Raw genomic sequence first — 21983 nt, forward strand, 5'->3', positions numbered from 1 at the left:
CGCGCGCTTGCGGCTGGGTGCCGAACCAATTTTGGATGTACCCGACGAGTTACCCCGGCCGCCACCAAATCAGTTGTCGACTTGGCATACGGGCCGGGGTGTCGTCACCGCGAATTGTTCAGCCGGTGAACGGGTTCCGGCGCTTGATCAGATTCTTGTACAGGGTGCCCTGAATGGTTTCCCGGACCTGATCTGTGATTTCGAACATGGTCATCGGATCATCGGCGTCCGCGGGCTCGTATCCGGCGGTCGAAATCGGCTCGCCGAATTCGATGTACCACTTCGACGGGAACGGAATCGCGCCCAGCGGTCCCAGATGCGGAAACAGCGGCGTCACAGGGAAATACGGAATTCCGAGCAGCCGGGCCAGCGGCTTCAGATCGGCCAGCTTCGGATAGATCTCCTCCGAACCCACAATCGAGCACGGAATGATCGGCACACCGGTGCGCACCGCCGCCGACACGAAACCGCCACGGCCGAAACGCTGCAACTTGTACCGGTCCGAATACGGCTTGCCGACGCCCTTGTAGCCCTCGGGGAAGACACCCGCGACTTCACCCGCGCGCAACAGCCTTTCGGCGTCCGCGGGGCAGGCCAGGGTGTGCCCGGCCTTGCGGGCCAGCCCGCCGATCAGCGGCGTCTCGAAGACCAGGTCGGCGGCCAGCAGCCGCAGCGCGCGCTGCTTGGGATGCCGGTCGTGCACGGCCAGCTGCAGCATCAGCCCGTCCAGCGGCACCGTGCCCGCGTGATTGGCCACGATCAGCGCGCCGCCCACCTCCGGCACGTTCTCGATACCCGACACCTCGACCCGGAACCATAGCTCCGACAGCGGCCGCAGCATCGGCAGGATCACCGATTCCAGCAGGTGCTCGTCCAGGCCGAACTCGTCGACCTGGTAGTCGCCGGTGAGGCGGCGGCGGGCGAAATCGGCGGTGTAGCGGACGCCGTCCGCCACCGTCCCCCGGATCATCTCGCCCAGCGACTTGGGCTGACGCGCTTCGACTTCGGCGAGCCGATCGGTCAGGGAGGTCACCGGGGTGAGGGTCGGCTCCCCCGCCGGCCACACTCGCGACGGGCGACTGTGCCGCGCCTCGAAGTCCACGTCGTGAAGCCGAATCACCTTTGCTACGTCACTCATTGGTGCGCTCCCGTCCCGGCCCCGAGCAGGCCGAGAAGTTTGTTCTCTGCGGCATCGATCCACGCGGGATCGATCACGGGCCGCAACGCTGCGCCCCCTATGAAGTCGTCGAAAGCCTGGACCGTTGTCCAGCGCGGGCCGAAACCCAGTTCGGTGCGCATCCGGGTGGTGTCCAAGCCACAACCGAAATGGAAGTAGTCGATCTGCTCCGCGGTGAACTCCCGCATGACCGGGCCCATCACGGTGCGCCCGACACTGCGGAAGACCGCGTACGGGACCGGCAGCTCGACCCGCCCGGCCCGGCGGATCGCCTGCGACAGCGCCATCGCGCCGTCCCCGGCCACGTTGTAGGTACCGCCCGGGGCCGTCATGGCCCCGTGCACCAGGGCGGCGATGCCGTCCTCCTCGTGCAGCAGCTGCATGCGCGGATCCCGGCCGAGGATGGTCGGCGTGATCGGCGAACGGAAGTACTGCACACCGCGTTTGGCCAGCTGCGGGCCCACGATCGGCGGGAAACGCAGGATGGCCGCCGAGATGTCGGGCCGCCGCCGGGCCAGCCCGCGCACGAAACCCTCGACCTCGATCATGTCCCGGGCGAACCAGCCGTGCGGGGGCGTGCGGGCGCCCATCTCCTCGGTGAACTTCACCGGGTCCTTGGCACTGCACCCGTAGACGGCCGACGAGGACCGCACCACCACCCGCCGCACGCTGGAAGCCTTGCGGCACACCGCGAACAACTGCATGGCGCCCAGGACGTTCATGTCCTTCATGGCGGCGCGGCCGCCGCCCGAGGGCGGGCGCGACAGCGCGGCCGGATGCACCACCGTATCGACCTGATTGCCGTCGATAACCTTGCGGATCAACGGATTACGAATATCGGCGCGCACGAATTCGGCGCGGCCCATGCGGCGCAGCAGCTCGCGGCTGGGCTGTTTGGCGTCCACGGCGATGATGCGTTCGACGGCCGGGTCGGCCGCCAAACGCGCCACCACATTGCCGCCGAAGAACCGGCTCGCACCGGTCACCATCACCACCCTTGGCGCCTGCCCGTCCCGAGTCCCTGCCACTCCGGATCCCACTGAGCCCCCATGCCTTGAATTGTCATCGGGCGTTTTCCCGCTCCCAGAGTAACCGGCGAGTAGGGGGCATTCGAAGAGTATTAACCAGGATCTAACGATGAGTTCGATCACCTGGGAAAAACGAAAGCCCGCCACCGACGGTGACGGGCCTCCAGCTACGACGCAGCGGCTTACTTGCCGAGTTTTCTGCGCTGCACGCGCGTGCGGCGAAGCAGCTTGCGGTGCTTCTTCTTCGACATGCGCTTGCGGCGCTTCTTGATCACAGAACCCATAGGGTTGTTCCTCGCGTTCTCTCGGGTCATCCCCGCTTTCGCGGGGTGCACACTGTCTGACCCTGCACAGTCCCTACCCGATACGGGCCGAGATGGACCCGGCGGCACCACCGGCACGTACAGGATGCCGGTCCATGCTACCGGGCCACTCTCGGGCGAACGAAACGGGTGGGGCCGATCGGTTATCCGGGCGTACTACCCCGCATCGAAGTAGGACGTCTCCAGATAGTCGTGCACCGCCTTGGCGTGCACCCGGAAGGAACGCCCCACCCGCACCGCGGGCAGCTCTCCCGAATGCACCAGCCGGTACACCGTCATTTTGGACACCCGCATCAGATTCGCGACCTCGGCTACGGTGAGGAACTGCGTTCCTCCGCCGATGACGGATCCCGCGGTGATTGGGCTGTTTCCGGACCTCGCTTGGCTGTTTCCAGACATCATTGCGCCACTGACCTCCGGCACGTCCGCGCCGCCGGCTTCCCCACCGGCGGAACAGACACGCACGTGCTCCTTGAAGCTTAGCGGGACCAGTGGGATTGCTGCGACGGGTGTGAGAAATCAGCCTTTGCTGGGGCGCGTCGGCCTACGGCAGCAAACTAGCAACTGAGCAGTATTGATAATGCGGCGAGTACACGAACCGCACCGTCAACGTTAGTCTCCGGCCGCACCGAGTTCCGCGGAACGGCGTTTTGCGGCCTCCAGCGCATCGTGGAAAGCCGAACGCACCGCGCCCCGCTCCAACTCCCGCAGACCCGCCGCGGTGGTCCCCGCGGGCGAGGTGACGGCCGCGCGCAACTCCGGGGCAGCCTGACCCGACTCCTCGAGCAGCGCCGCCGAACCGAGCATGGTCTGGGTCACCAACTGGCTCGCCACATCGCGGGTCAGGCCCAGGCCCACCGAGGCGTCGATCATGGCCTCGACGATCAGGAAGAAGTACGCCGGACCCGAACCCGACACCGCGGTCACGGCATCCATCTGCGACTCGGCGACGGTCACGGTCTTGCCCACCGAATCCAGCATCTCGGTGACCAGACCCAGCTGCTCCTTGCGGGCGTAGCGGCCCGGCGCGATGGCGCTCATGCCCTGGCCCACCAGCATCGGGGTGTTCGACATGACGCGCACGACCGGGAATCCGGCGGGCAGCTTGGCCTCCATCCGCGCGGTCGGCACCCCGGCGGCCAGCGACACCAGCACCTGATCCTGGTCGCCGCCGAGCTCCGCCTTGCTGAGCTCGCCGAGCACCCCGTCCACATCGTTGGGCTTCACCGCGATCACGATGAGATGAGCGGCCTTGGTGGCATCGGCGATGTCGCTGGTTGCGCGAATCCCGAACCGGTCGGCCAGCAACTCGGCCCGCGCCGGCACCGGCTCCACCACCACCAGATCCTTGTTCGCCCGCCCGGCCTCGAGCAGGCCCGCGATCAGCGCCTCCCCGATCCGACCCCCACCGATTACCGCAATCCTCGTCATACCTTCAAGGCTAGCGGGGCAGGCGATTACCTCGGCTGGGGGATCAGCGCTAGCTGGCGGCTCTGGGCGACGATGGCGCCGGTGGAGTCGATGACGAGTTGATCTTCGTCGAACATGCGGTTGCCGACCTCGCGGCTGTGCGCGATGACGCGCAGCCAGCCCGCGGCCGGGCGACGGCGCAGGTAGGTGGTGAGCTGCACGGTGGGGGCCCAGCCGAAGTGGCCCAGGTTCATCGTGACCGGCGGGCTCATGTCGGCGGCCATGAGGGCGAAGAAGGCGGCCACGTCGGGGTCCTGCTCGTCGCCGGCGAAGGGGCGGATCCACAGGCGCAGGCGGGGTTCGGACTTCTCGCCGGCCAGGAAGCGGGCCCAGGCCGGGTCGAGGGCGACCGAGGAACCCTGGGCCACGTGCACGATCTTGCCCATCGGGTTGTGCTCGTCGTAGTGCAGCGCGTCGGCGGGCGGTTCGGCGGGCATGTCGCCGACGTGGTCGGCGGCGTACTTCGGGCTCGCGTCATCGAGGTGGCTGAACGTGCAGGCGGTGTGCACCAGGGTGCGGCCGTCCTGGATCAGGCTCGCGTCGATGAGGGCGATCTGGCGGCCCACCTTGCGGGTGCGGACCTCGTACTCGACCGGGCCGGGGACGGGCGCGCCGAGGAAGTCGGTGCTGGCCGAGATCGGGAACATGGCGGCCTGCTCGGGGGCCGTGCGGCGCAGCCATTCGGTGGCGGCGGCCGCGGTGCCGGCGACCATGGTGCCGCCGTGCAGCTTGTCGCCGATGGTCCAGGTGGACTCGATCGAGCCGGCGTAGCGACCGGTGCCGGGTGCCGGCGAATCGAGCTCGGTCAACGTGCAGACGCGACTGAACGGCGCGTCGGTCAATTCGCTCGCCGACTCCAGGTCGACGGTCAGTTCCGTTGTCATCCGCTGTCCTTCCGCTGTCGTTTGTACAGCGTAAACGGGAGGCCGGTCGATTCCGGACCGGTGGTGGGATGAATCACCCCCGGCCACCGAACGAATGACCTCAGCCGCGATGCGCGGCCGTCGGCTCCGGCGTCGGCGCGGGCGTGAACCCGTTCAGATGCTCGCGCGCGAAGGACAGCGCCCGATCGAGCATGGCGGCCCGGTCCATGGTGGTGCGGGCCATCTGGGTATTCACCTCGATCACGGCCTGACCGTCGAAACCGTTGCGCACCAACATGTCACACAGCTCGGCCACCGGCTGCGTGCCCTCCCCCGGAATCAGATGCTCGTCGGTGGCGGCGCCGCGGCCGTCCGCGAGATGCAGATGGGTGAGGCCCGAACCCATGCGCTGCGCCAGCGCCAGTGGATCCACGCCCGCGGTCGCGGTGTGCGAGGTGTCCAGCGTGTAGTGGCGGTACCCGGTCTCGGTCGGGTCGTAGGAGGGGCTGAAGGTGGTGATGGACGGTCCGGGACCGCCGCGGCGGCGCAGCCGGTCGATCGAACTGCCGCGCAGCAGGGTGTCGGCCCGCATCGGGAACATGTTCTCCACGGCCACCGCCACCGGAGACGAATTCTCCAGCTCCGCAACCTGTTTCGCGAAACCCTCGGCGTAGCGGCGCTGCCAGCGGAAGGGCGGGTGCACCACCACGGTGGCCGCGCCCAGCGCTTCTGCGGTGTGCACGCTGCGGGTGAGTTTCGCGATCGGGTCCGACCCCCAGACCCGTTGCGAGATCAGCAGACACGGCGCGTGCACGGCCAGCACCGGCACGTCGTATTTGTGCGCGAGATGCTGCACGGTGGAAATGGACTGGCTCGCCGGTTCGGCCCAGACCATGAGTTCCACACCGTCGTAACCGAGTTCGGCCGCGTACCGGAACGCCGCCTCGGTGTTCTCCGGATACACCGACGCCGACGAGAGCCCGACCCGGACATCCCCGCGCCCCGCCCGGCCCTCGGTGCTCGCCCCCTGCGCTTGCACGATATTCCCCACTGCCGCTCCCTGCTCAGTTCGTACTGAGTAGAAAGGCTAGCGGTCCGAGCGTCACGAAGACGCCTACGACGACGGCAATCACAGTGCTGAAAATGTCATCGGTCCGGCGCAGCACCCGCACCAAAGCGACCAGGCCCAGAATCACGACCATGGCCAGGGCCAGGGCAACCCACGGGAGCACTTCCCACATGCGTTCGAAACCCTTGAACAGCAACATGCCCGCGACCGCGGCGCCCACACTCTGGCCCGCGATCATCAGCCACTGCCGGCGATGCTCGTCCTCCTCGGACCGGTCCGCCGACCGCGCGCCGCGCGACCGCGCGGGCTTCGCGGCGGCGCCGCGACCGGCCTTGCGGGTGAGGGCGCCCGCCTTCTGGGTGAGCGCGGAGAACCGCGCGCCCATCGAGGTCTCGGGCTCGTCGTCGTAGTCGTCGTACTCGTCGTCGTCGAGCGGCTCGTAGAAGTCGGTGAGATGGTCGTCGGGTTCGGGCTCCGGCGCGACCGCCGTGCGACCGCGCGAACCGAAGCCGCGGCGTTTGCCGGCGTTGCGCGAATCCCGTTCCGCGCGGGCGTCCTCGCGTTGCTGGGCGTCGCGGAGCAGATCCCCCGCGACCGACTGACCCGACAGCAGCTGCTGATCGTCGTCGGCGAGCGAGGACCAGGCGGCGGTCGGCACCGCGGCCTGATCGCCGCGGCCGGACTCGGGGTCCGGTCCCGGCCGTCTTCGCGCCGACCATTCCGGGAGTCCGGTGGCCGCGCCGTGATCGACGCCGCCGCGGCGCTCGCCGAACTGCGGCGGGTTCGGCGGCTGGAGTTCCGGGGCGGCCTGGCGCTGGGCCTCCGCGTGCCGGCGGGCCGAGCGCGACATCGGCGGCGCGGCGGCGGCCTGCGGCGGCTCGAAGGCGGGGCGGTCCGGGCGCGGATTCCGAGGTAGGGGCTCGGGTGCCGGCTCGGGCGACCAGGCGGGCGTGGCCGGGTTGAACTGGGTGTGGTCCTCGAAGGGCGGGCGCACCGCGGGGTTGAACTGGGTGCGCGCCGGGGTGTCGCGGCCGGCGCGGGCGGTGATGTCGCGCATGGCGTCCGAGGCCGCGTCGCGGGTGGCGCCGCTGTCGCTCTGGGCCGCGCCGGTGTCGCCGCGGAAGGGGCGCACCTCGTCGGTGGTGTCGTCCTCGGGGTCGTAGCGGCGGCGGCGACCGCCCTCGCGGGGTGCGGCCGGGGCGGCGGGCTCGGCGCTCTGCAGGCGGTCGAGCGAGATATCGGCGTCCAGCGGATCCGGCTTGCGGCGGCGACCGCCTTCGCGGGGTGCGGGCGGGGTCTCGGCCGGCGGCCAGTCCAGCCCGGCGGACCAGCTCTGGCCGGACGGCTCGGGTAGGGACGGCGGCTGCGGGGCGGGGGCCAGCGGGTCGTAGTACGAGATCGGCCCGGAGAGCGGCGAATAGGCGGGTTCCGGTTCGGCTACCGAATAGGACGAATAGTCCGGCTGCGCGGGCGCCTCGGGCGCGGGGTAGTTCGAATAGTCCGAGAAGTTCGAGGAATCAGCGTAATTCGGGAAGTTCGAATAGTTGGAATAGTCCGATTCACTGGCGGCGGGCTCGGGCGCGGCGGCGTCCTCGTCCGGCGCGGCATGGGAGGACGATCCCGGCACGATCGGAATGTCACCGGTCAGTTCCGCAACGGAGATACCGCGACCGCTGCGGCGCCGGCGTCCGCCGCCGCCCGCGGAGCCACCATTTTGCTGCCCGTTCCGCGCGAGTAGCTCGGCAACGGACAGCTGACTTGAATCCTCGGTCATCGAGACACCGTTTCGATCGGGCCCGACAGGCCATTATCGGGGCCGTCGGCTATCGGTTCGCTATCCAGGTCGGTATCCAATTTGCGCAAGATCAATCCCTCTCGCAGCGCCCAGGGACAGATATCGAGCGTGTCCAGGGACAGCGCGCGCATGCTCGCCTCCGCGACCAGCGCACCGGCCACGAGTTGCTGTGACCGATCAGAACTCACGCCTTCCAATTCTGCCCGGTCGGCGGCTGTCATTCTGGAAATGAACGCAATCAGCTGCCGCAGGCCGGAACTGGTCAGGGTACGCCGCACCCGGGGTCCCGCAACAGAGGGGGCGGCTCCGGTCAGGCGGGCCAGTGAACGGAAGGTCTTGGAGGTGCCGACCGCCAGATCCGGGCGGCCCACCTCGAGCAGCTGCTTGCTGGGCAGCACCAGTTCGGCGTCGAGCCAGTCGCGCAGCACCGCCACCCGGCGCTTGCCCGGCGGATCGTGGCGCAGCCAATCGCGGGTGAGCCGGCCTGCGCCCAATTGCAGCGACAGCGCCATATCCGGGTCCTCGTCCGCGCCGTTGCTCATCTCGAGCGAGCCGCCGCCGATATCCAGATTCAGGATCCGCCCGGGGCTCCAGCCGTACCAGCGGCGGACCGCGAGGAAGGTGTGCCGGGCCTCGTCGACACCGGAGAGCACCTGCAGCTTGATACCGGTCTCACTGCGGACCCGAGCCAGCACCTCGTCGGAGTTGGTGGCCTCGCGGACTGCGGAGGTGGCGAACGCCATCAGCTCCACGCAACCGGAAGTCTTTGCGATACTTGCGAATTCGGATACCGTGGCGGTCAGTCGAGCCGCCCCGGCAGGGGTGATGCGACCCAGGTCGTCCATGCTCTCGGACAGCCGCAGGGCCGACTTCGTCGAACTCATAGGCATCGGGTGTCCACCACGATGCGCGTCCACCACGAGCAGGTGGACGGTATTGCTTCCCACATCGAGTACACCGAGCCGCACAAGAACACGGTACTGGGTGAGTCAGGACTTCTGGCCAGGCGACTGAGCTGTTAGCGTTCCGCGTTGTGACGACAGGGGCATCGGCGAGCGGACCGACCGGGCTGCGACCAGCGGCGAAGATCGACCCGGCGCCCGAAGTGGATCTCGACTTCCCGCGCGAGTGGATCGAATTCGTCGATCCAGCAAATGACGAGCATCTGATCGCGGCCGATCTGACCTGGCTGCTCTCGCGCTGGACCTGTGTTTTCGGCACACCGGCATGTCAGGGCATCATCGACGGCCGCGAGAACGACGGCTGCTGCTCGCACGGCGCGTTTCTCTCCGACGAGGAGGACGGCAAGAAGCTGCACCGGGCTGTGAAAATGCTCACACCCGAGGACTGGCAGCTGATGGGCGAGGCGACCGACGACCAGGGCCGAGTCCGCAAGAAGCTGTACCTCGAAGAGGACGACCTCGACGACGAGCCCGCGCTGCGCACCCGGCGTTTCGACGGCGCCTGCATCTTCCTCAACCGCCCCGGTTTCAGCGAGGGCATCGGCTGCGCGCTGCACACCATGGCGTTGCGCAAGGGCCTGGAGCCGCTCACCGTGAAACCGGAGGTGTGCTGGCAGTTGCCGATCCGCCGGACCCAGGAGTGGGTGGACCGCCCCGACGGGGTGGAGATCCTGCGCACCTCGATCGGCGAGTACGACCGGCGCGGCTGGGGACCCGGCGGTCTGGACCTGAACTGGTACTGCACCGGCTCACCCGACGCGCACGTCGGCACCCGGCCGGTGTGGGAGGCCTACGCGCCCGAATTGATCGAGCTGATCGGCAAGCCCGCCTACGACGAGTTGGCCCACCATTGCCGGCGGCGACAGGGTCTGGGCATCGTGGCGGTGCACCCGGCCACGGCCATCGCCCAGGAGAAGGCCGCCGACGCCCGCGCGGCCGCCGAGAACAGCCCGGCGACCAGCGCGAAGCCGGCGAAGAAGGCACGGCCCGCAAAGAGGTAGCGGATTACTTGCCGGTAATTTTCTGAAAACTCAAAATTTCACATTGCTGCTCGCTTACTGTGCGTCCGGCCCCACCCCCACGGGTCGCAGCACAGGAGTACGCAAAGTGAGCAAAATCCCCACGGGCGGCCGCCACCTCGGTGTCGGACTGTCCGCTCTGGCCATCGCTACCGGGACCGTCTCGGTCCTCGTCACGCATGAGGCCCCCGCCGCCAACGCCACGGTCGACTCGATCACGATTTCCGACCAGAACCCCGTTGTCGGCCACACCTACACCCTCAGCGCCAACCTGAGCGGCTGGGAATTCGGTCTCCTCTGCTACTGGCAGGACAACGGCAGCGCCATCACCAACCCACCCTCCAAGGTGCCGTGGCCGGCGTATCACTCGAGCACCGACTGGACCCCCACCACCCCGGGCAAGCACACCATCACCCTCAAACAGGGCGGCTCCTCCAACACCCTGGTCGTGAACGTGGCCAGCCCCACCACCACCACGGTTCCCCCGACCACCACGACGACGGTCCCGCCCACCACCACGACGACCGTCCCGCCCACGACCACGGTCCCGCCCACCACCACAACGACCGTCCCGCCCACCACAACGACCACGGTCCCGCCGACCACCACGACGACCGTCCCGCCGACCACCACCACCGAACCGCCCACCACCACAACGGTTCCCCCAATCACCACCACTGAACCGCCGACCACCACGACGGTTCCGCCCACCACCACGACAACGGTCCCGCCGACCACCACCACCGAACCGCCCACCACCACAACGGTTCCCCCAATCACCACCACTGAACCGCCCACCACCACAACGGTTCCGCCCACCACCACCACCGAACCGCCCACCACCACAACGGTTCCCCCGACCACCACCACTGAACCGCCCACCACCACAACGGTTCCGCCCACCACCACAACGGTTCCGCCCACCACCACGACAACGGTCCCGCCGACCACCACCACCGAACCGCCCACCACCACAACGGTTCCCCCGACCACCACCGATCCGACGACGACCACCACGGTCCCGCCCACGACGACCACGGTCCCGCCGACCACCACCACGGACCCGACGACCACCACCACTGCTCCGCCCACCACGACCACGACTCCGCCGACCACCACCACTGCTCCGCCCACCACGACCACGACTCCGCCGACCACCACGACGCCCGCGCCGAGCGGCGGCGGTACCGGTAGCGCCAACGGTCTGCCCCGCGGGCTCTGACCGAGACCGGCCCTCGGCCCGAGTGGCTATCCGCCGCCGCTCGGGCCGTGGCCGATCCTGTGACCAGCGTTAATGCGCCCAAGAGGGCGCGGCGCTGAAGAAAATTGCGGAATACTTGCCAGTAATTTTCTGAAAAGTATCGATTTCACACCCCTGTTCACTTACTGTGCGTCGGACCCCTACCCCAGCCGGGTTGCAGCACAGGAGAACGCAATAGTGAGCAAAATCCCCTTGGGCGGCCGCCACCTCGGCGCCGGACTGGCCGTTCTGGCCATCGCGACCGGCGCCGCCTCGGTCCTGGCCACGCATCAGGCGCCCGAAGCCCACGCGACCGTCGACTCGATCACCATCTCGGGCTCGAACTGGACCGTCGGCCAGACCTACACCCTCAGCGCCGACCTCTCCGGCGCCTCCTTCGGCCTCCTCGTCTACTGGGAAGACAACGGCAACGCCATCACCTCCCCGGCCTCCAAAGTACCGTGGCCGCCGTACCACTCCAGCACCGACTGGACCCCCACCACCCCGGGCCAGCACAACATCACGCTGAAGCAGGGCAGCTCGACCAAATCCCTGGTCGTGAACGTCAGCAGCGGCGTCACCACCACGACCGCGCCGCCGACCACCACGACCACGGTCCCCCCGACGACGACCACGACGGTCCCGCCGACCACGACCACCACGGTCCCGCCGACGACCACCACCACGGTCCCGCCGACCACCACCACCGAACCGCCCACCACCACGACGACGGTTCCGCCCACCACCACGACCGAGCCGCCGACGACCACCACGGTCCCGCCGACGACGACCACGGTCCCCCCGACCACCACGACGGATCCGACGACGACCACCACGGTGCCGCCGACGACGACCACCACGGATCCGACCACCACGACGGCGCCGCCCACCACGACGACGACTCCGCCGACCACCACCACGCCCGCGCCGAGCGGCGGCGGTACCGGTAGCGCCAACGGCCTGCCCTTCGGCCTCTGATTCTTCTCCGAATTACCTTGGTACACACAGGAGTACACATGCGCACCACCACCGCCCGCCGTCTCGGCGCCGGGTTGGCGGGCCTCGCCATCGTCACCGGCGGCGCCCTGGCCATGCAGGCCCACGAGGCCCCCGAAGCCCACGCGACCGTCGACTCGATCACCATCTCGGGCTCGAACTGGACCGTCGGCCAGACCTACACCCTCAGCGCCGACCTCTCCGGCGCCTCCTTCGGCCTGCTCGTCTACTGGGAGGACAACGGCAGCCCGATCACCTCGCCGGCCTCCAAGGTGCCGTGGCCGCCGTACCACTCCAGCACCGACTGGACACCGTCCAGCGCGGGTCAGCACGTCATCACCCTGTCCCAGGGCAGCTCGACCAAGTCCCTGGTCGTGAACGTGGGCAGCGGCACCACGACGCCGCCGACCACCACGACGACGGTCCCGCCGACCACCACGACGACGGTCCCGCCGACCACCACGACCACGGTGCCGCCGACCACGACCACCACGGTCCCGCCGACTACCACCACCACGGTGCCGCCGACCACGACCACCACGGATCCGACCACCACGACGGCTCCCCCGACCACCACCACGACGCCGCCCACCACGACCACCAACCCCCCGAGCGGTGGCGGCACGGGTAGCGCCAACGGTCTGCCCTTCGGTCTCTGACCGATTCCCCAATTCCCTTGGGGCACAAGCGCTAGTAACGACAGAGGAGTACCTATGCGCAGCAATTCTCCGGGCCGTGTGCTCGGGGCCGGGATGGCCGGTCTAGCCGTCGCCTCGGCGACCGCGGTCGCGGTCGTCATGGCGCCGGCGGCGAACGCCACCGTCGACAACATCACCATTTCCGACAGCGCTCCGACGGTCGGCAGCACCTACTCGCTGCACGCCGATCTGTCGGGCGCGTCCTTCGGTCTGCTGGTGTACTGGAACGACAACGGCACCGCGCTCACCCCGGCCGGCAAGATGCCGTGGCCGCCGTACAACGCGAGCCTCGACTGGACGCCCACCACCCCGGGCCAGCACGTCATCACGGCCTCGCAGGGCAGCAGCACGCAGACCCTGATCGTCAACGTGGCCGGCGGCACCACCACGCCGCCGACCACGACGCCGCCCGCCACCACGACGCCGACCACGACCGCCCCGACCACCACCAAGCCGTCGACCGGCAGCGGTGGCAGCGGCAGTGCGACCGGCAGCGCGGGCACCCTGGTCGGCAGCCTGCTGCGCGGCCTGCTCGGCAGCAGCTAGCAACCGCTTCGATCGATCGGGCGTGACGGGTGCTCCGGAACCTGTCACGCCCGTTCGCGTTGTGACGGTACCCATGGTGTCCGGCAGGTGAACAACGGGTGCCGGTCGGCGGCAATCGAATCAGGCTGCACAGAAGTATATTTCGCATTTCCGCCGGTCCGGTGACCTCGCGTTGTGAATGGCCGGAAGTGCGCCGGACATCGTTCCGCTATTGCGAATTCACCGGAGCGTGTTAAACATCGTGGCCATGATCAAGAAAATCCTCGCCGTCTCCGCTCTGGCCGCCGGTGCCGTTATCGCCATTGCACCGCAGGCGTTCGCCGATAACACCGATCCGACCGCGTTCTCCGATCGCACCGCCGATTTCGTGGTGTACAACGACCCGGCCGTGCTGAGCGCCAAGGATGCCGGCAAGCAGATCGTGGTGAGCCCGTACGGCACCAGCCACACCATCGCCTGCCGCGGCAATGGCGCGGACGTGGCCTGGTACGACTGCATGCAGCAGGACAACCCGGGCCTGGGCTGGATGATCCTGGAGAAGCAGGAACTGCCCGGCCTCGGCCCGGCGTGGGTCTACACCATGAAGTCGGACCCGAACGCCTGATTCGCCGGCCGAACGGGTAAGCCCGGAAACTGGTCGGGGAGAACGACGAAACCCGCCCGCTTCACGAATTCGAAGCGGGCGGGTTTTCGTACGAGTGGGTGCTACGCCTCGAGCTTGTAGCCCAGGCCGCGCACGGTGACCAGGTGCTCGGGCTTGGCCGGGTCGGATTCGATCTTCGAGCGCAGACGCTTGACGTGGACGTCGAGGGTCTTGGTGTCGCCGACGTAGTCCGCTCCCCAGACGCGGTCGATGAGCTGCCCGCGGGTGAGCACGCGACCGGAGTTGCGCAGCAGGTATTCGAGCAGGTCGAATTCCTTGAGCGGCAGCGTCACCGCCTTGCCGTTGACCTGCACGGTGTGGCGGTCCACGTCCATGCGCACCGGGCCGGCCTCGAGCACGCTGGTCTCGTTGCCGTTGTCGGGTTCGTCGCCGACGCCGCGGCGCAGCACGGCCCGGATGCGGGCGATCAGCTCACGCGAGGAGTAGGGCTTGGTGACGTAGTCGTCGGCGCCCAGTTCCAGGCCGACCACCTTGTCGATCTCGCTGTCGCGCGCGGTCACCATGATGACCGGCACGCTGCCGCGCACCCGCAGCTGCTTGCACACGTCGGTGCCGCTCATGCCGGGCAGCATCAGGTCGAGCAAGACGATGTCCGCGCCGGAGCGATCGAATTCGGCCAGCGCGGACGGGCCGTCGCCCACCACGGTGACCTCGAACCCCTCTTTGCGCAGCAGGAACGCGAGCGGATCGGCCAGCGACTCCTCGTCCTCGACGATCAGCACACTCGTCATCGGGTTGCCTCCACACCGTTGGTTCTGGCCCGCCCGAGGGGGCGCTGGCCGATTTCCTTCTTGGCCGCCGGAACCCCGGCGGCAAGTCTCTTGTCGACCTGCCCGTTGGAATCGGCAGGGTGGGCCGGGACACGCAGGGTGAACGTGGATCCGGTGCCCAGTTTGCTCCACAGGGTGATCTCACCGTTGTGGTTGGCCGCCACGTGTTTGACGATAGCCAGCCCGAGGCCGGTACCGCCGGTGGCACGCGAGCGCGCCTTGTCGGCCCGGAAGAAGCGTTCGAAGACGCGTTCCTGGTCTTCCTTGGAGATGCCGATGCCGCGGTCGGTGACGGCGATATTGATGTAGCCGCCGCGCAGCGCCCGGCTCACCGACACGTGCGAGCCGCGCGGCGAGTACGCGATGGCGTTCTCGACCAGGTTGGACAGCGCGGTCACCAGCAGGGTCTGGTCGCCGAGCACCTCGAGGCCGCTGCCGGCGTCGGTGGAGACGGTGATGCCGGCGGCTTCGGCGGTGGTGCGGGAGCGCTCGATGGCCTGGGTGACGACGGTGTCGACGTCGACGGCCTCGAGGTCGGGCAGCCGTTCGGCGCCCTGCAGGCGGGACAGCGCGATCAGCTCGGTCACCATCTTGCCCATGCGGCGGGCCTCGCCGTGCAGGCGTTCACCGAAGTGCCGCACCGAGTCGGGGTCGTCCGCGGATTCCAGCAACGCCTCGGCCAACAGGCTCATGGCGCCGACGGGGGTCTTGAGTTCGTGGCTCACGTTGGCGACGAAGTCGCGGCGGGTGGCCTCCATGCGGGCCTGCTCGGAGTCGTCGTCCGCGAACAGGACCACGAAGTTCGGGTTCTCCTGGGAGAGCGGCCGGGCAACTCCTCGGACAGCGAGGCGGGCGCGGCCGGGCATGGGGATCTTGGCGGTCAGTTCGAACTCCACGTCCTGGCCGCCGGCCAGCACCTGTTCGACCGCGGTCCAGGCGCGTTCGTCGAGCAGGCGGTCGTGGACGACGCCCAGTTCCTCGGCGCGCGGGTTCACCAGCACCACGTCGCGGTACTGGTCGACCACGGCGATGCCGGATTCGGAGGCGAGCACGATCAGGTCGAGGACCTGCGACATGGTCAGCCCGGTGTCGGTGGCGGCTCGGCGCTGTTCCTGGCGAGCGTTCACATACGGGATGAGCAGTCCTCCGACGGCCAGTCCGACTACGGCCGCCAGGACTGCCAAAAGCACGGCCTGTGGAACGCTCACACTTTGAATCGTACGGTCGCCGACGCGAGGTCAAACCCCGGGTGCAGGAAGTTTCACGCAGGTCATGGGTCCTTCCACCCTCGTTAGCCGGGTGTTCACACAATGTTCGGTCAGCGTGTCGCGGCAGGTGAGCGCCCTTGCGGCAACCACTTTCGGGGCGGCCGTTCAGTCCTCCTGATCGCCGTAGAGCGACGCCCGGACGGCGTCCCCGTGGCGGTCCGCCCACTCCCCCAGCGCGAAGATCGGCCCGAGCAGATCCCGGCCCGCGGCGGTCAGCGAATACTCAACGCGCGGTGGAGCTTCCGCATACCGGCGATGTTCCAGCAACCCCATCGTCTGCATGCGCCGCAGGGTCTGGGTGAGCATCTTCTGGCTGATGCCACCGATGGCCCGCCGCAATTCCACGGGCCGCATCGGACCCTCCCGCAGTGTGTAAACGATCACTGTCAGCCACGAATTGCCGAAGATGTCCACCGCCAGGCGCGCCGGGCAGTCGGATTCGTAGCCGCCGTATTCGGTGAACCGCACCGGTTCGGCCCTCTCGACCGTCATGACATCCAGCCTGCCACCGCCGTTGGGCACCCGGGAGTGCGCTTCGGAATTCCTAGCGTCGACGGTGCAAGCCACAACCAAGGAGATGACATGCGAATCGGAATCCTCGGCGCGGGGCAGATGGCCCGCGCTCTCGGCGGCGGCTGGGCCGCGGCCGGTCACGAGATCGCCGTCGGCGCACGGACTTCCACCGCGGCGGCCGCGGCCGCCGCCGATATCGGGCCCGGCGCGCGGCCCGCCACCATCGCCGAGGCGGCGAGTTTCGGCGACGCCACCCTGCTCGCGGTCCCGGTCCCGGCGTTGGACGAGATCCTGACCGCGCACCGCGAAACCTTCGCGGACCGCATCCTGATCGACTGCACCAATGCCTTCGCACCGGATACCGGCGGCTTCGGCCTGTCCGAACCCGCGGTGGCCGAACGCATCTCGGCGGCCGCGCCGGGAGCCCGGGTGGTCAAGGCGTTCAATCTGCTCGCCGCCGAGGTGTGGGCGGGCCCGGATCGCGAGTTCGAGGGCCGCCCCCTGACGGTCGCGTTGTGCGGCGACGACGCGGCGGCGGTGGCGGCCGTGGCGGGCCTGGCCGAGGACCTGAAACTGCGCCCGGTTCCCGCGGGCGGCCTGGCCCGGGCCCGATACCTGGAAGCCACCGCGGCTTTCGTGGTCGGGCTGTGGTTCACGGGGTACGACGCGCGGGCCATGTTCCCGCCGCTCGAGTCGGCTTTCGCCGTGCCCGACGACTCGGAGGGGTTGCCGATGAACCGAGAGTGAGTGTACGGTCACTCACATGAACAGGCGCGGGGTCGCACTCTCCACATCGGATGTTCGGCGGGAGGCCGTACTGGACGCGGCCATCGCCGAATTCGCCAAGACCGGATTCCACGGAACCCCGATCAATACCGTCGCCGCGACGGCCGGGATCTCCCCCGCGTACGTGTTCAAGCTGTTTCCCAGCAAGGTGGAGCTGTTCGTCGCCGCGCTGGACCGGTGTTTCGAGCGGGTCGAGGGGGCGCTGGCCGCCGGAGCCGCCCGGACGCCGGGCGGTGATCCGGAGCAGGTCCTGCACGAAATGGGCGGGGCCTACGCCGAATTGATCGTCGACAAGTCCCTGCTCATGCTGCAGGTCCACGCCCTCTCGGCGGCCGACGTGCCCGATATCGCCGAGGCCGTGCGCCGCGGCCTGCAACGGGTCACCGAGTTCGCCGAGCGGCGTTCCGGCGGGACGGGTGAGCAGGTGCAGCACTTCATGGCCTACGGCCAGCTGTGCCACCTGATCACCACCCTCGGCCTGGACGCGAGCGAAGGCCCCTGGGCGGCCACCTTGACCGCCGGTATCCGCCACTTCAACTGAGCTTCCCGCGCCCTTGCCCGAGGGCGCTTTCTTTTGACCACAGAGTGATTGACCGATCACTCATCCCGAAGGGAGAGTCCGATGTCGAACATCACCGCTACCGAGGTCGTACTGCCGGGCCGGGTCGAGCCGGCCGGCCTGACCGTCACCGACCGCGAACTGCCGCCGCCCGGAGCCGGCGACGCACTGGTGCGCATGGAGGCGACGGGCGTGTCCTTCGCCGAGCAGCAGATGCGCCGCGGCAAGTACTACGACCAGCCGCCGTTCCCGTTCGTGCCCGGCTACGACATCGTCGGCACCGTGCTGGCGGTGGGGGCCGGGGTCGATCCGGCGCTGATCGGCCGCCGGGTGGCGGCGCTGACCAAGATCGGCGGCTGGAGCAGTCACCTCACGGTCCCCGCCGGCGATCTGGTGCCGGTGCCGGACGGGCTGGCCGCCGACGCGGCCGAGACCTTCGTCGTCAACGGCATCACCGCCTGGCAGATGCTGCACCGGACGGCGAAAGTCCGTGCCGGGCAGACCATTCTGGTGCACGGCGCGAACGGCGGTGTCGGCTCGACACTGGTGCAGCTGGCGCGCGCGGCGGGGATCCGGGTGATCGGGACGGCGTCGGCACGCAACGCCGACGCGGTGGCCGCGCTCGGCGCGCAGCCGGTGGACTATCGCGGGGACGTGACCGCCCAGGTGCGGGCGCTCGCGCCCGGCGGGGTGGACGCGGTCTTCGATCACGTCGGCGGTCCCGGCATCGTGGATTCGTTCGAGCTGCTGGCCCCCGGTGGCAGCCTCGTCTCCTACGGCACCGCGTCCACCAAGAACGACGAGGGCGATTCCCGCCTGCCGGTGCTGAAGCTGTTCGCGCGGCTGTTGTGGTGGAACGTGCTGCCCAACAAGCGGAATGCGTCGTTCTACAACATCTGGGCCGGCCGCCGCCGGCTCGCCCGGTTCCGCTCGCGGATCGCCGAGGACCTCGGCGCGGTGCTCGAACTCGCCGAACGCGGCGCGCTGCACCCGCAGATCGCGGCTCGAATCCCGTTGCGGGAGGCGGCTCGTGCGCTCACGCTCGCCGAATCCGGCACCGTCACCGGCAAAGTCGTCCTGATCGGCGACACGGAATCCTGAAATACCGTGGCCCAAAAGAAAAACCCCGGGCGTGCACGCCGTTGTGCACGCTCGGGGATTCAGTCCCGGTGGGACGGGGTCACCAGCCGGTGTCGCCGCGGACCGGGATGTTCACGAAGCTCGGGCGGTCGGCGTCGAGCTGCAGGTGTTGCGGCTTCAGGCCGGTGTCGATGAGCATGGGCAGGATGGGCAGGCCCTTGGGGAAGTTGCCGGCGAAGACGTCCACGCGCAGCCGGTGTCCGGGCTGCAGAACGGCCTGGGTGCCGCCGAGCGCGATGTCGAGGGTGGTGGCCTCGCCGGGCACCGTCTCCTGGCGCTTGTCCAGGGAGGTGAAGGCGCGCGGGTCGGTGTAGTCGCCGTTCGGGGACCGGGTGCTGCGGGCCTCGTCGACCTGGCGCAGCGAGGCCATGAGCTCGCCGGAGGTGAGCACGGTGGACTGGCCGTCGGGGGCGACGTCGTTGACGGTGACGGTCCAGTAGCCGTCGGCGGCGTCCTGAACGGTGTTGAGGTGCACCGCGATCGGGCCCGAGATGGTGGTGGCCTCGGCGACCGGCGCGCTGGTGAAGGTGAGCGCGTTGGTCTCGGCGACCCGAGAGTCCTTGGAGCAGCCGTCGATCAGGTTCAGGATGCCCGCGCTGGCCTGGGCGGCGTCGTTGGAGCAGACGGTGGTCAGGCCGGGCGCGACGGTGAGCCGGTCGGCGTCGCCGTTGGCGGCCGCGGTGAGCGAGCCGTCGTGCAGGCTGTTCGCGGTGCCGGAGGACTGCGCGGAGAAGTACATGCGGCGGTATTCGGCCGCCTCGGAAGCCGGTGCGGTGGGCCCGAATCCGCCCTGGGTGTCCCAGCCGCCGCCCTGCGTCTTGAGCGTCACCGGGCCGTACTGGTCGATGCCGTTGTCGATGCCCTTGAGCCACTTGTCGAACCAGGCGCGCTGCAGCACGTCCAGGCGCGGCGGTGCGCCCACGCGGTTGACGTCCGCGCCGGAGGTGACGTGGTAGGTGTTGCCCATGAGCAGCTGCTTCTGGCCGGGCGGCAGCGGAATCTGGTTGTAGATCTTGGATTCCGAGTAGGTGAACAGGTCGTGCCAGCCGCCGGTCACGAAGGTCGGGATCTGAATCCTGCTCGGGTCGCCCAGCCATTCCTGGCGGTCCTGGGTGAGGCCGTTGAGCATGTCCTTCACGCGCGGGTCGAGGCTCTCCATGGTGGTGGAGGTGTAGGCCGACATGAGCACGTCAAGGTAGCCGAAGGGATCGTCCACGCGATCCTGCAGCCACTTGAAGTCGAAGGTGCCCGCGGCGATCGAGGCCAGGTCCGGCACCCACTTGAGGCCGTTGATGGCCGACAGCCACAGTGGAATGAAGTTGAAGCCGAAGCCGCCGCCGGGCGCGAGCACGTCGTCGATAAGGTCGCTGCCGGGCACGATCGGGAAGATGGCCTTCAGCGCGGGCGGCTGCTTCTCGGCGGCCTGCACCTGGTTGATGGCGCTGTAGGACAGGCCGCTCATGCCGATGCGGCCATTGGACCAGCGCTGCTTGGACGCCCAGTCGATGGTCTCGATGGTGTCCTGCTGTTCGCGGCCGCGCAGCATGTCCCATTCGCCCTGCGAGAATCCGGTGCCGCGCACGTCCACGACGACCTGCGTGTAGCCGGACTTGATGAGCTGACGGTCGACGGAGAAGTTGCGGAGTTCGCCGTTGCCCGCCGCGTTCAGCAGTTCACCGAAGCCGGTGAGCGGAGTGCCGTCGAGGTGGATGTTGCGGAAGACGTTCAGGAGCGCGTCGGACAGCCCGGGGATGGAGAAGGCGCTGTCGGCGACGTTCGACACCAGCTTGGTGTAGGGCGTCATGTTGAGCACGGTCGGCGTCGGGGTGTCGATGGGACGGCCCGCGGCGTCGGCCGGGTGGTAGACGTTGCCCTTGAGGACGGTGCCGTCACTCATGGTGATCGGGACGTCCCACTCGATGAAGACGTTGGGGTACTGCTGTGCCCCGTCCTGGGTGTTGGTCCACGCGACTCCGGCGGCGCCGCCGTCGGGTCCGGTGGGGGTGATGGCATCGGCTGTGATGCCGGTCAAAGGCAGGAGCAGAGCGGCCGTGGCGGCTAACACCGTGGCCCGTAGCGCGTGCTTCATCGAACGTGATCTACCTCTCGCGGATGGTCGAACGCCCAGCAGCATATCTACTGAGAAGTAAGTTGCAAACCCCGGTTACAGGTACTGATTCGACCAGCCGAAGAAACGGCAAATTGTTGTGTGAGCGTTGGGAATACCCTACGGACGCGTAGTGAGATGCGTATCACATTGAAATCCGAAAACAATAATGCCCCGCCCAATCACTTTGGGCGGGGCATTATTTCGAGTATTTCAGGGTGAAACTATTTTCCGCCCTGGTTCGCGACGGCGGCGGCGCCGGCCGCGGCGGCCTCCGGGTCCAGGTAGACGCCCGGGCCGATGGGGCGCAGGTTCTCGTCCAGCTCGTACTTCAGCGGAATGCCGGTGGGAATGTTGAGTTCGGCGATCTCCTCGTCGGAGATGTTCTCCAGGTGCTTCACCAGCGCGCGCAGCGAATTACCGTGCGCGGCAACGAGAACGGTCTTGCCGCCGCGAACGTCGTTCGCGATGGTGTCCTCCCAGTACGGGACCATGCGGGCGACGACGTCCTTGAGGCACTCGGTGGCCGGGACCTCGATGCCCGCGTAGCGCGGGTCGCCGTCCTGGCTGTATTCGCTGTCGGCCTCGATCGGCGGCGGCGGGGTGTCGTAGCTGCGACGCCACAGCATGAACTGGTCGTTGCCGTACTGCTCCTTGATCTCCGCCTTGTTCTTGCCCTGCAGGGCGCCGTAGTGGCGCTCGTTCAGACGCCAGTCGCGGACCACCGGAATCCAGTGCCGGTCGCAGGCGTCGAGGGCGTTGTTGGCGGTGCTGATCGCGCGGCGCAGCAGCGAGGTGTAGACGATGTCGGGCAGAATCCCGTGCTCGGCGAGCAGTTCGCCGGCGCGCTTGCCTTCGGCGACACCCTTGTCGGTGAGGCGAACGTCCACCCAGCCGGTGAACAGGTTGAGGGCATTCCATTCGCTCTCGCCGTGGCGCAGAAGCACGAGGGTGTACGTCATGGGGTCATCTTCCCACGTGGGGCCGCGA

General features: G+C 68.5%; 23 protein-coding genes. 9 read left to right on the forward strand and 14 right to left on the reverse strand.

All coding sequences use genetic code 11. From position 1 onward, the window contains the following. Nucleotides 1–118: 118 nt before the first annotated feature. From ACYVKL_RS17680 to ACYVKL_RS17720, 9 genes are all read right to left on the reverse strand, one after another. The gene (locus ACYVKL_RS17680; RefSeq protein WP_357190408.1) at nucleotides 119–1138 is read right to left on the reverse strand and encodes a lysophospholipid acyltransferase family protein; all 1020 of its coding nucleotides are present in this window, start codon (nucleotides 1136–1138) and stop codon (nucleotides 119–121) included. After that, complete coding sequence (locus ACYVKL_RS17685; protein ID WP_379165770.1) at nucleotides 1135–2166, reverse strand: NAD-dependent epimerase/dehydratase family protein; 1032 nt, start codon at nucleotides 2164–2166, stop codon at nucleotides 1135–1137. The genes ACYVKL_RS17680 and ACYVKL_RS17685 overlap by 4 nt, the downstream gene beginning before the upstream one ends. Nucleotides 2167–2387: 221 nt before the next feature. Continuing rightward, nucleotides 2388–2489, reverse strand: coding sequence for a 30S ribosomal protein bS22 (locus tag ACYVKL_RS17690; protein ID WP_003402602.1), 102 nt, complete (start codon nucleotides 2487–2489; stop codon nucleotides 2388–2390). Between the two features lie 195 nt (nucleotides 2490–2684). After that, nucleotides 2685–2930, reverse strand: coding sequence for a helix-turn-helix domain-containing protein (locus tag ACYVKL_RS17695; protein ID WP_154790969.1), 246 nt, complete (start codon nucleotides 2928–2930; stop codon nucleotides 2685–2687). 210 nt (nucleotides 2931–3140) lie between these two features. Next, on the reverse strand, nucleotides 3141–3959 hold the full coding sequence (gene proC / locus ACYVKL_RS17700) for a pyrroline-5-carboxylate reductase (RefSeq protein WP_379164665.1): 819 nt from the start codon (nucleotides 3957–3959) through the stop codon (nucleotides 3141–3143). A gap of 26 nt (nucleotides 3960–3985) precedes the next feature. Next, nucleotides 3986–4882, reverse strand: coding sequence for a thioesterase family protein (locus tag ACYVKL_RS17705; protein ID WP_379164667.1), 897 nt, complete (start codon nucleotides 4880–4882; stop codon nucleotides 3986–3988). A gap of 100 nt (nucleotides 4883–4982) precedes the next feature. After that, nucleotides 4983–5903, reverse strand: coding sequence for a sugar phosphate isomerase/epimerase family protein (locus ACYVKL_RS17710; RefSeq protein ID WP_379165771.1), 921 nt, complete (start codon nucleotides 5901–5903; stop codon nucleotides 4983–4985). A gap of 22 nt (nucleotides 5904–5925) precedes the next feature. Continuing rightward, on the reverse strand, nucleotides 5926–7704 hold the full coding sequence (locus tag ACYVKL_RS17715; RefSeq protein WP_379164669.1) for a hypothetical protein: 1779 nt from the start codon (nucleotides 7702–7704) through the stop codon (nucleotides 5926–5928). Next, nucleotides 7701–8693, reverse strand: a complete 993-nt coding sequence (locus ACYVKL_RS17720; protein ID WP_357190402.1) for a Ppx/GppA family phosphatase — start codon at nucleotides 8691–8693, stop codon at nucleotides 7701–7703. Before ACYVKL_RS17720 ends, ACYVKL_RS17715 begins: the two co-directional genes overlap by 4 nt. A 65-nt stretch (nucleotides 8694–8758) precedes the next feature. Between ACYVKL_RS17720 and ACYVKL_RS17725 the strand changes: the two genes are divergently transcribed. The 6 genes from ACYVKL_RS17725 to ACYVKL_RS17750 all read left to right on the forward strand — a co-directional run bounded on the left by ACYVKL_RS17725 (nucleotide 8759) and on the right by ACYVKL_RS17750 (nucleotide 13790). Further along, nucleotides 8759–9688 carry a DUF3109 family protein gene (locus ACYVKL_RS17725; protein ID WP_379164671.1) on the forward strand — a complete coding sequence of 310 codons (930 nt, stop codon included), beginning with the start codon at nucleotides 8759–8761 and terminating at the stop codon, nucleotides 9686–9688. A 106-nt stretch (nucleotides 9689–9794) separates the two neighbouring features. Beyond that, nucleotides 9795–10928: a hypothetical protein gene (locus ACYVKL_RS17730; protein WP_379164673.1), complete on the forward strand. Its 1134-nt coding sequence runs from the start codon at nucleotides 9795–9797 to the stop codon at nucleotides 10926–10928. Nucleotides 10929–11144: 216 nt separating this feature from the next. Beyond that, nucleotides 11145–11924, forward strand: coding sequence for a hypothetical protein (locus tag ACYVKL_RS17735; protein ID WP_379164675.1), 780 nt, complete (start codon nucleotides 11145–11147; stop codon nucleotides 11922–11924). Between the two features lie 38 nt (nucleotides 11925–11962). Continuing rightward, complete coding sequence (locus tag ACYVKL_RS17740; RefSeq protein WP_379164677.1) at nucleotides 11963–12601, forward strand: hypothetical protein; 639 nt, start codon at nucleotides 11963–11965, stop codon at nucleotides 12599–12601. A 54-nt stretch (nucleotides 12602–12655) separates the two neighbouring features. Further along, the gene (locus ACYVKL_RS17745) at nucleotides 12656–13186 is read left to right on the forward strand and encodes a hypothetical protein (RefSeq protein WP_379164679.1); all 531 of its coding nucleotides are present in this window, start codon (nucleotides 12656–12658) and stop codon (nucleotides 13184–13186) included. Between the two features lie 247 nt (nucleotides 13187–13433). Beyond that, the gene (locus ACYVKL_RS17750) at nucleotides 13434–13790 is read left to right on the forward strand and encodes a hypothetical protein (protein WP_379164681.1); all 357 of its coding nucleotides are present in this window, start codon (nucleotides 13434–13436) and stop codon (nucleotides 13788–13790) included. A 101-nt stretch (nucleotides 13791–13891) separates the two neighbouring features. On the opposite strand, the gene ACYVKL_RS17755 is transcribed toward ACYVKL_RS17750, so the two are convergent. From ACYVKL_RS17755 to ACYVKL_RS17765, 3 genes are all read right to left on the reverse strand, one after another. Further along, nucleotides 13892–14581: a response regulator transcription factor gene (locus tag ACYVKL_RS17755; protein WP_213559133.1), complete on the reverse strand. Its 690-nt coding sequence runs from the start codon at nucleotides 14579–14581 to the stop codon at nucleotides 13892–13894. Then, nucleotides 14578–15828 carry a sensor histidine kinase gene (locus ACYVKL_RS17760; protein ID WP_213559132.1) on the reverse strand — a complete coding sequence of 417 codons (1251 nt, stop codon included), beginning with the start codon at nucleotides 15826–15828 and terminating at the stop codon, nucleotides 14578–14580. The genes ACYVKL_RS17755 and ACYVKL_RS17760 overlap by 4 nt, the downstream gene beginning before the upstream one ends. Nucleotides 15829–15993: 165 nt before the next feature. Further along, nucleotides 15994–16380: a winged helix-turn-helix transcriptional regulator gene (locus tag ACYVKL_RS17765; RefSeq protein ID WP_379164683.1), complete on the reverse strand. Its 387-nt coding sequence runs from the start codon at nucleotides 16378–16380 to the stop codon at nucleotides 15994–15996. A gap of 90 nt (nucleotides 16381–16470) precedes the next feature. Here ACYVKL_RS17765 and ACYVKL_RS17770 point away from each other — a divergent pair, with 90 nt between their 5' ends. From ACYVKL_RS17770 to ACYVKL_RS17780, 3 genes are all read left to right on the forward strand, one after another. Continuing rightward, nucleotides 16471–17148 (forward strand): NADPH-dependent F420 reductase, encoded by a 678-nt coding sequence (locus ACYVKL_RS17770; protein WP_379164685.1) that lies wholly within the window; start codon nucleotides 16471–16473, stop codon nucleotides 17146–17148. 16 nt (nucleotides 17149–17164) lie between these two features. After that, on the forward strand, nucleotides 17165–17728 hold the full coding sequence (locus tag ACYVKL_RS17775; protein ID WP_379164687.1) for a TetR/AcrR family transcriptional regulator: 564 nt from the start codon (nucleotides 17165–17167) through the stop codon (nucleotides 17726–17728). Between the two features lie 81 nt (nucleotides 17729–17809). Beyond that, a complete protein-coding gene (locus ACYVKL_RS17780) occupies nucleotides 17810–18847 on the forward strand; it encodes a medium chain dehydrogenase/reductase family protein (protein ID WP_379164689.1) in 1038 nt (345 codons plus the stop codon). A gap of 79 nt (nucleotides 18848–18926) precedes the next feature. On the opposite strand, the gene ACYVKL_RS17785 is transcribed toward ACYVKL_RS17780, so the two are convergent. Then, complete coding sequence (locus ACYVKL_RS17785) at nucleotides 18927–20975, reverse strand: CocE/NonD family hydrolase (RefSeq protein ID WP_379164691.1); 2049 nt, start codon at nucleotides 20973–20975, stop codon at nucleotides 18927–18929. A 242-nt stretch (nucleotides 20976–21217) separates the two neighbouring features. Beyond that, a complete protein-coding gene (locus ACYVKL_RS17790; protein WP_379164693.1) occupies nucleotides 21218–21955 on the reverse strand; it encodes a phosphoglyceromutase in 738 nt (245 codons plus the stop codon). Nucleotides 21956–21983: the final 28 nt, after the last annotated feature.

It is taken from the genome of Nocardia tengchongensis, from assembly GCF_054781395.1.